This window comes from Kitasatospora sp. NPDC056446, assembly GCF_042796115.1.
Classification (GTDB): Bacteria; Actinomycetota; Actinomycetes; order Streptomycetales; family Streptomycetaceae; genus Kitasatospora.
On record NZ_JBHTRF010000001.1, the window covers coordinates 1 to 7,228 of the forward strand.

Sequence of the window (7,228 nt, forward strand, 5' to 3'; positions counted from 1 at the left end):
GCCGGGCGAGAAGCGGGCCGCCAAGCTGGTCTGCGACCTCGCCCACCAGCTCCTGGCCCTGGACGAGCGGATCAAGGACAACGACCGCGAGATCCGTGAGACCTTCCGCACCGACGACCGCGCCGAGATCATCGAGTCCATGCCCGGCATGGGCCCGATCCTGGGCGCCGAGTTCGTCGCCATCGTCGGCGACCTGTCCGGCTACCGCGATGCCGGCCGCCTGGCCTCCCACGCCGGCCTCGCCCCGGTCCCGCGCGACTCCGGCCGTCGCACCGGCAACTACCACCGGCCCCAGCGCTACAACCGGCGGCTGCGCTGGCTGTTCTACATGTCCGCGCAGACCGCGATGATGCGGCCCGGCCCGTCGAGGGACTACTACCTCAAGAAGCGCGGCGAGGGGCTGTTGCACGTCCAGGCCCTGCTCGCGCTCGCCCGTCGACGGGTCGACGTGCTCTGGGCGATGCTGCGTGACAAGAGGCTCTTCACCTCCGCCCCGCCGGACACGCAGACGGCTTGACACGATCATTGAGATTCTCCTGGTGTTCGGTGGCTGGGCGCGCTCTGCCGGACGGGGTGCCGGCTCCGGTGCGGCCTGTGGGGGCGGCCGGTTCGGTGCCCATCCTCACGGCGCGACGGGACGGCCGACCACGACGTTGACCCGACGTTGACCGGACATTTCCGCCGGGTGGCCGGGCGGGTGGCCGGGCAGGTGTCCGGGCAGGCGCGGCGGGGTGATCGCCGGCCGGCCCGGGGTGGCGCGGGGCGGCGGGTCCGCCGTCAGCTCGCGGGCCGGGCCGCCCGGGCCAGGGTGGTGTCCAGCCAGTCGAAGGACGTCTGGTGGAAGCGGGACATGGCGCCCATGTGACAGTGCTCGCCCGCGCCCTCGGCCTCGGTCAGCGTGACGAGCGTGTGCGGGCAGGTCAGCGCGGCCGCGACCTGCTGGGGCTGGCCGCGGAAGAACTGGTCGTTCTCGGCGTCCAGGATGAGTGTGGGGCACTCGATGAGCGGGGCGACGCCGTCGAGGGTGTAGTCGGCGGTACGGCGGATGTAGTCCGCCACCGAGGTGGCGCCGAACGTCCACACGCCGTTGCGCAGGGCCCAGCGCAGCTGGGTGCTCTCGGGCATGATCAGGCCCATGACGGATTCGACGAGGTCGTCCCGGCCGGTCTCGACCCACTCGCGCAGGAACGGCGGCAGAAAGCGGGTGTTGGTCTCCCCGAAGCTGTAGAGGCCGTCGTCCAGCACCAGGGCGGCCAGCCGGTGTTCGTAGGCGGCCGCGCGGGCGGTCAGGTAGCCGCCGAGGCTGTAGCCGAACAGGACCAGCCCGTCGGCGGCGACCTCGGGGCGGGTCAGCGCGTAGTCGACCACCGGGGTCACCACCGCCTCCCAGTCCGGGCGGAAGACCAGCCCCTGCTCGCGCAGCGCCGCGCCCTGTCCCGGGCCGTCGTACGCGAGGACGTTGTAGCCGCGGCGCAGTGCGGCCGCGGCGACGGCGAAGTAGGCCTCCTCCAGCGTGGAGTCGAAGCCGCTGGTGAACAGGACCGTGGGGCGCGGGGCGCCGGAGTCGTCGACGAGGAACAGGTAGCCGGGCAGGACGGTGTCCTCGTAGGGGATGCGCACCGCCTCGACGGGGGTGTCCATCAGGGCCGCCGCGGCGGCGAAGGTCTCCCGGGAGCGTGCGGACAGGCTCTTGGCCTCGGGGTCGTTCGCGGGGTCGTCGCGGCGGTAGAACTCGGCGGTGCGGTAGTAGTTCGACGCGCGGAGCAGGGCCTCGCGGGCGCTGACCCGGTGCCCGGCCGCCAGGGCCTCGTCGCCGATGCCGTGGACGCGCTCGGCGGTGGCCTTCCACGCGTTCAGCCAGGCCTCCTCGTCGCCTTCGCCGATGGTGTGGGCGGTGGCCACGACCTCGCCCAGGTCGGCGCCGCCGTAGTTGGCGAATCCGGCGGCCCGGAGCGTCTCGAAGGAGAAGGACTCGTCCTCGAAGAGGAATCGCATGGGGAACTCCCGGGATTGTCGAGACTGGATGTCGAGACGGAACGGTTCCGTCTCGTCTACGACGGTAGCCCTCGCCTAGTCGAGACGCAAGCGTTCCGCCTGGTGTAGGTTCGGGGAATGTCCAGCACCCCCGCGCCCCGGCCCGCGTCCGCGCCTGCACCGGCCCCCGAGTCCGCGCCTGCGCCCGCATCGGCATCCGCGTCCGCGTCCACGTCCGGCGAAGCCTCCGCCCGCCCCGCGCGCCGCACGCCCGGCGGGCCGGTCCTCCAGGACGCCGTGACCGAGGCGATCGCGGCCGCCTTCTTCGAGGAACTGGCGGCGGTCGGCTACGCCCGGCTCTCCCTGGAGACGGTCGCCAAGCGGGCCGGGGCGGGCAAGGCCGCCATCTACCGCCGCTGGCCCGCCAAGCTCGACATGACCGTCGCCCTGATCCGCGCCGTGGCCGTGGACGCCTCCGAGATCAAGGACACCGGCACCCTGCGCGGCGACGTCCTCGCCTTCCTCACCGAGATCGACGGGGCGCTGCGCCACCGGCTCCCGTCGAGGATCATCCCCGACCTGCTCGCCGAAGCCGGCCGCAACCCCGAACTGGCCCAGGTGCTGCTGACCGCCGTCCGCGACACCCGTCGCAGCAAGGCCACCCGCCTGCTGGAGCAGGCCGTCGACCGCGGCGAACTCCCCGCCGACGTCGACCGCGAACTCGCACTCGACTTCCTCGTCGGCCCGCTGTACTGGCGCCTCGCGGTCGTGCACACCCCGACCGCCCCCGACTACCTCGACCGTCTCACCGACAAGCTCCTCGCCGCCTTCGCCGCCTGACGTTCACGACGGCGTCCGCCGAGGCCGCCCCCAGCCGGCCGGGCGGCCCCACCCGCGCCGCACCCCCGCCCCGGCCGCGCCGTGCCGCGCCCTGGGACCGAGCGGGCACCCCGCGAACCTCCGCAGCGGCGGCGCCTGACACCCCGTCAGCACGCGCAGCGCCACGGGCAGGCCCCCACGACGCCCCGACGAGCCGATCGGCCGGCGCCCAAGCACCAGGGCCGGCCGGAGCGGCCCCACCGGCGCGGACGCCCACGCGTTCGACGGCCCGCCAGAGCATGAGACCGGCGACCCCCGGCCCCGGTAGCCCCCGGCCCCGGCGCCCCCTGGCGACCCGGGGACGCCCCGCCCGTGAAGCGCGACCGCCCTCAGGCGGCGGTCACCCCGACGTCCGCACGGTTTCGACGGTGCACACCAGGGGTTCCAGCCGGGGGTCCTCGGCGGCCTCCCACCGGGGCCTCCTTCTTCGGACCGTCCCCACAATTCGTGCACGCGACGATACATGTTCACGGCTTTAGTGCGCGTTGGACTTATCCCGCGTCTGCAATTATTGTTCTGTGACGTAAGCGCTCGACACAAGCACTTGGAAGGTAGCTCCCCATGCCTCTCGCGCTCCTGGCCCTCGCCATCGGGGCCTTCGGGATCGGCACCACCGAATTCGTGATCATGGGCGTCCTGCCCCAGGTCGCGGGCGACTTCGGGGTGACCATCCCGACCGCCGGCTGGCTGGTCTCCGGCTACGCCCTGGGCGTGGTGTTCGGCGCGCCGCTCCTGACCGTCCTCGGCACCCGGGTGTCCCGCAGGAAGATGCTGATGTTCCTGATGGCGCTGTTCGTCATCGGCAACGCGCTGTCCGCCTTCGCGCCGAGCTTCGGCGTCATGCTCATCGGCCGGATCGTGGCCTCCCTCGCGCACGGCGCGTTCTTCGGCATCGGCTCCGTGGTCGCTGCCGACCTCGTCGCTCCGGAGAAGAAGGCCTCGGCCATCTCCCTGATGTTCATGGGCCTGACCGTGGCCAACATCGTCGGCGTCCCCGGCGGCACGTACATCGGCCAGGCCGCCGGCTGGCGCGTCACCTTCGTCATCGTCGCCGCGCTCGGCGTCATCGGCTTCCTCGGCGTCGCCAAGCTGGTACCCGAGACGGGCCGGCCCCAAGCGGTGACCGTGGGCGCCGAGTTCGCCGCGTTCCGCAACGTGCAGGTGTGGCTGGCGATGGCCATGACCGTCCTCGGCTACGGCGGGGTCTTCGCGGCGATCACCTACATCACCCCGATGATGACCGAGGTGACCGGCTACACCGAGGGCGCGGTGACCTGGCTGCTCGTCCTCTTCGGCGTCGGCATGTTCCTGGGCAACCTCATCGGCGGCAGGTTCGCCGACCGCCGGCTCATGCCGATGCTGCTCACCGCCCTCGCGGGCCTCACCGTCGCACTGCTGCTGTTCACCGCGACCGCCCACGACAAGGCCCTGGCCGCGATCACCCTCTCCCTGATCGGCGCCCTCGGCTTCGCGACCGTCCCGCCGCTGCAGAAGTGGGTGCTCGACCAGGCCCCGGCCGCTCCCACCCTGGCCTCCGCCGCCAACATCGGCGCCTTCAACCTCGGCAACGCCCTCGCGGCCTGGCTCGGCGGTGTCGTGATCGCCGGTGGCCTCGGCTACACCTCCCCCAGCTGGGTCGGCGCCATCCTCTCCGGCACCGCCCTGCTGCTCGCCCTGCTCGCCGCCCACCTCCACCGCCGCAACCGCGGCCACAGCCACGCCCGCACCGCCGAGCACGTGGTCGCAGGGTCAGCGGTCGCAGGGCCCGTCGGGCGCCCGAGCGCACCGGAGGGCGTCCTGCACTGACCCGGGCACGCCCCCGCAGCCCGGGCCCTCCCACCCGACCCCCACCCCACAACCCGTCCGACCCCCACCCCGTACCGCCCGAAAGGCCACACGCACCATGGCACCGTCCGTCATCCCCACCGTCACCCTCAACAACGGCGTCGAGATCCCCCAGCTCGGCTTCGGCGTCTTCCAGGTCCCCGACGACGAGACCACCGCCGCCGTCACCGCCGCCCTGGAGGCCGGCTACCGCAGCATCGACACCGCCGCGATCTACGGCAACGAGGCCGGCGTCGGCCGCGCCCTCGCCGCCTCCGGGATCGCCCGCGAGGAACTGTTCGTCACCACCAAGCTGTGGAACGCCGACCAGGGCTACGACGCCACCCTGCGCGCCTTCGACACCAGCCTCGCCAAGCTCGGCCTCGACTACCTCGACCTCTACCTCATCCACTGGCCCGCCCCCGCCAACGACCGCTACCCCGACTCCTGGAAGGCCATCGAGCACCTCGCCTCGGAAGGCCGCATCCGCGCCGCCGGCGTCTCCAACTTCCAGCCCGCCCACCTCCGGCGCCTGATGGACAACAGCCTGCTCGTACCGGCCGTGAACCAGATCGAACTCCACCCCGGCCTCCAGCAGGCCGAACCGCGCGCCTTCCACGCCGAGCACGGCATCGCCACCGAGGCATGGAGCCCGCTCGCCCAGGGCGCCGTCCTGGACGACCCCGCCATCACCGCCATCGCCGAACGCACCGGCAAGTCCCCCGCCCAGATCGTCCTGCGCTGGCACCTCCAGCTCGGCAACATCGTCATCCCCAAGTCCGTCACCCCCGCCCGCATCCGCCAGAACCTCGACGTCCTCGACTTCGCCCTCACCCCCGAGGACATGGCCGCCATCGCCACCACCGACCGCGACCTGCGCACCGGCCCCCACCCGGACCAGTTCAACTGACCTCTCCGGCCCGACAGTTCGGACGGGGCGGCGTCCCACGCCGTCCCGTCCCGCCGCATCCCGCCCCATCCCGGAAATCGAACAGCAAAGGCAGCACCATGTCCCTCAAGGACATCCTTCCCGGCCGACTCGGCTTCGGCACCGCCCCGCTCGGCAACATGTTCCGCGCGATCCCCGACGAGGAGGTCACCGCCACCGTCGAGGCCGCGTGGGACCAGGGCGTCCGCTACTACGACACCGCCCCGTTCTACGGCGCCGGCCTCGCGGAGTCCCGCCTGGGCGACGTCCTGTCCACCAAGCCCCGCGACGCCTACGTCCTGTCGACCAAGGTCGGCCGGGTCGTCCTCGACGAGCCGGAGGAGGGCGCCCGCGACCTCGGCGAGAAGGGCGGCCTGTTCGAGCACGGCAACCCCAACAAGATGCTCCACGTGTGGACCGCCGACGCCACCGAGCGCTCCATCGAGGACAGCCTCAGGCGCCTGGGCACCGACCGGCTCGACATCGTCTGGGTCCACGACATCGCCCAGGACTTCCACGGCGACCAGTGGCTGCGGAAGTTCGAGGAGGCCCGCACCGGCGCCTTCCGGGTGCTGTCCCGGCTGCGCGACGAGGGCGTCATCAAGGCCTGGGGCCTCGGCGTCAACCGTACCGAGCCCATCGAGCTGACCCTCGCCCTCGACGAGCCGCAGCCGGACGGATTCCTCCTCGCCGGCCGCTACACCCTCCTCGACCACGAGCACGCCCTCCAGCGGCTGCTGCCCATGGCCCTGGAACAGGACGTCGACATGGTCGTCGGCGGCCCCTACAGCTCCGGCGTCCTCGCCGGCGGTGCCCACTTCGAGTACCAGCAGGCACCGCCGGAGATCGTCGAGAAGGTCTCCCGCCTCAAGGCCCTGGCCGGGAGGCACGGCGTCTCCATCAAGGCCGCCGCCCTCCAGTTCTCCCTCGCCCACCCGGTCGCCGCCGCCGCCGTTCCCGGCGCGACCCGGCCCAGCCGCATCGCCGAGGACACCGCCGCCCTCGACGAGACCGTCCCGGCCGCGTTCTGGCACGAGCTGCGCGGCGCCGGCCTGGTCAGCCCGGCCGCCCCGCTGCCCGACGGCGCCTGACCCGCGCGCCCCTCAGCCGCCACCACCCCCACAGCACCAGGATCCAAGCTCCAGGAGAAACACCATGGCTTCCACCTCCGTCAGCCGCACCGTGCCCGCCTCCCCCGACAGGGTCTGGAACCTCATCGGCGGCTTCGACGCCCTGCCCGACTGGCTCCCCTGCATCCCCGCGAGCACCCCGCTCGAAGGCGGCCGGGTCCGCCGGCTGACGAACCCGGACGGCGAGGTCATCATCGAGCGCCTCCTCGACTTCAACGAGGCCGAGCGCCACTACAGTTACGCCATCCTCCAGGCCCCGTTCCCGGTCGAGGGCTACGTCTCCACCCTCCGCGTCCACGCCGTCCCCGGCCGCGACGACATCGCCGAGGTCCAGTGGTCCGGGCGCTTCGCCCCCGACAACGCCACCGACGACGAGGTCGTCGCCCTCTTCACCGGCATCTACCGCGACGGCCTCGACGCACTCCACCAGGCCCTCAGCGCCTGACACCGGGGGGGGGGGGGGGGGGGGGGGGCGGCCCGCCGCCCGGCCCGG

Annotated in this window: 7 protein-coding genes; 6 read left to right on the forward strand and 1 reads right to left on the reverse strand. The window is 72.8% G+C overall.

The genetic code is table 11. The annotated features are described in order from the left end of the window. Positions 1 to 517: transposase (locus tag ACFQ6N_RS00005; RefSeq protein WP_380645793.1), on the forward strand; the 517-nt coding region annotated here is incomplete at its 5' end. A gap of 260 nt (positions 518 to 777) precedes the next feature. On the opposite strand, the gene ACFQ6N_RS00010 is transcribed toward ACFQ6N_RS00005, so the two are convergent. Then, complete coding sequence (locus tag ACFQ6N_RS00010) at positions 778 to 1,995, reverse strand: alpha/beta hydrolase family protein (protein ID WP_380645794.1); 1,218 nt, start codon at positions 1,993 to 1,995, stop codon at positions 778 to 780. A 276-nt stretch (positions 1,996 to 2,271) separates the two neighbouring features. On the opposite strand from ACFQ6N_RS00010, the gene ACFQ6N_RS00015 reads away from it, so the two are divergent. The 5 genes from ACFQ6N_RS00015 (at position 2,272) to ACFQ6N_RS00035 (ending at position 7,180) form a co-directional block, all read left to right on the forward strand. After that, positions 2,272 to 2,814, forward strand: a complete 543-nt coding sequence (locus ACFQ6N_RS00015; RefSeq protein WP_380645795.1) for a TetR-like C-terminal domain-containing protein — start codon at positions 2,272 to 2,274, stop codon at positions 2,812 to 2,814. Positions 2,815 to 3,414: 600 nt separating this feature from the next. Continuing rightward, positions 3,415 to 4,659, forward strand: coding sequence for an MFS transporter (locus tag ACFQ6N_RS00020; RefSeq protein ID WP_380645796.1), 1,245 nt, complete (start codon positions 3,415 to 3,417; stop codon positions 4,657 to 4,659). Between the two features lie 97 nt (positions 4,660 to 4,756). Then, the gene (locus tag ACFQ6N_RS00025) at positions 4,757 to 5,587 is read left to right on the forward strand and encodes an aldo/keto reductase (RefSeq protein WP_380645797.1); all 831 of its coding nucleotides are present in this window, start codon (positions 4,757 to 4,759) and stop codon (positions 5,585 to 5,587) included. A gap of 98 nt (positions 5,588 to 5,685) precedes the next feature. Next, positions 5,686 to 6,696 carry an aldo/keto reductase gene (locus ACFQ6N_RS00030; protein WP_380645798.1) on the forward strand — a complete coding sequence of 337 codons (1,011 nt, stop codon included), beginning with the start codon at positions 5,686 to 5,688 and terminating at the stop codon, positions 6,694 to 6,696. A gap of 64 nt (positions 6,697 to 6,760) precedes the next feature. Next, positions 6,761 to 7,180, forward strand: a complete 420-nt coding sequence (locus ACFQ6N_RS00035; protein ID WP_380645799.1) for an SRPBCC family protein — start codon at positions 6,761 to 6,763, stop codon at positions 7,178 to 7,180. The last annotated feature ends 48 nt before the right edge of the window (positions 7,181 to 7,228 follow it).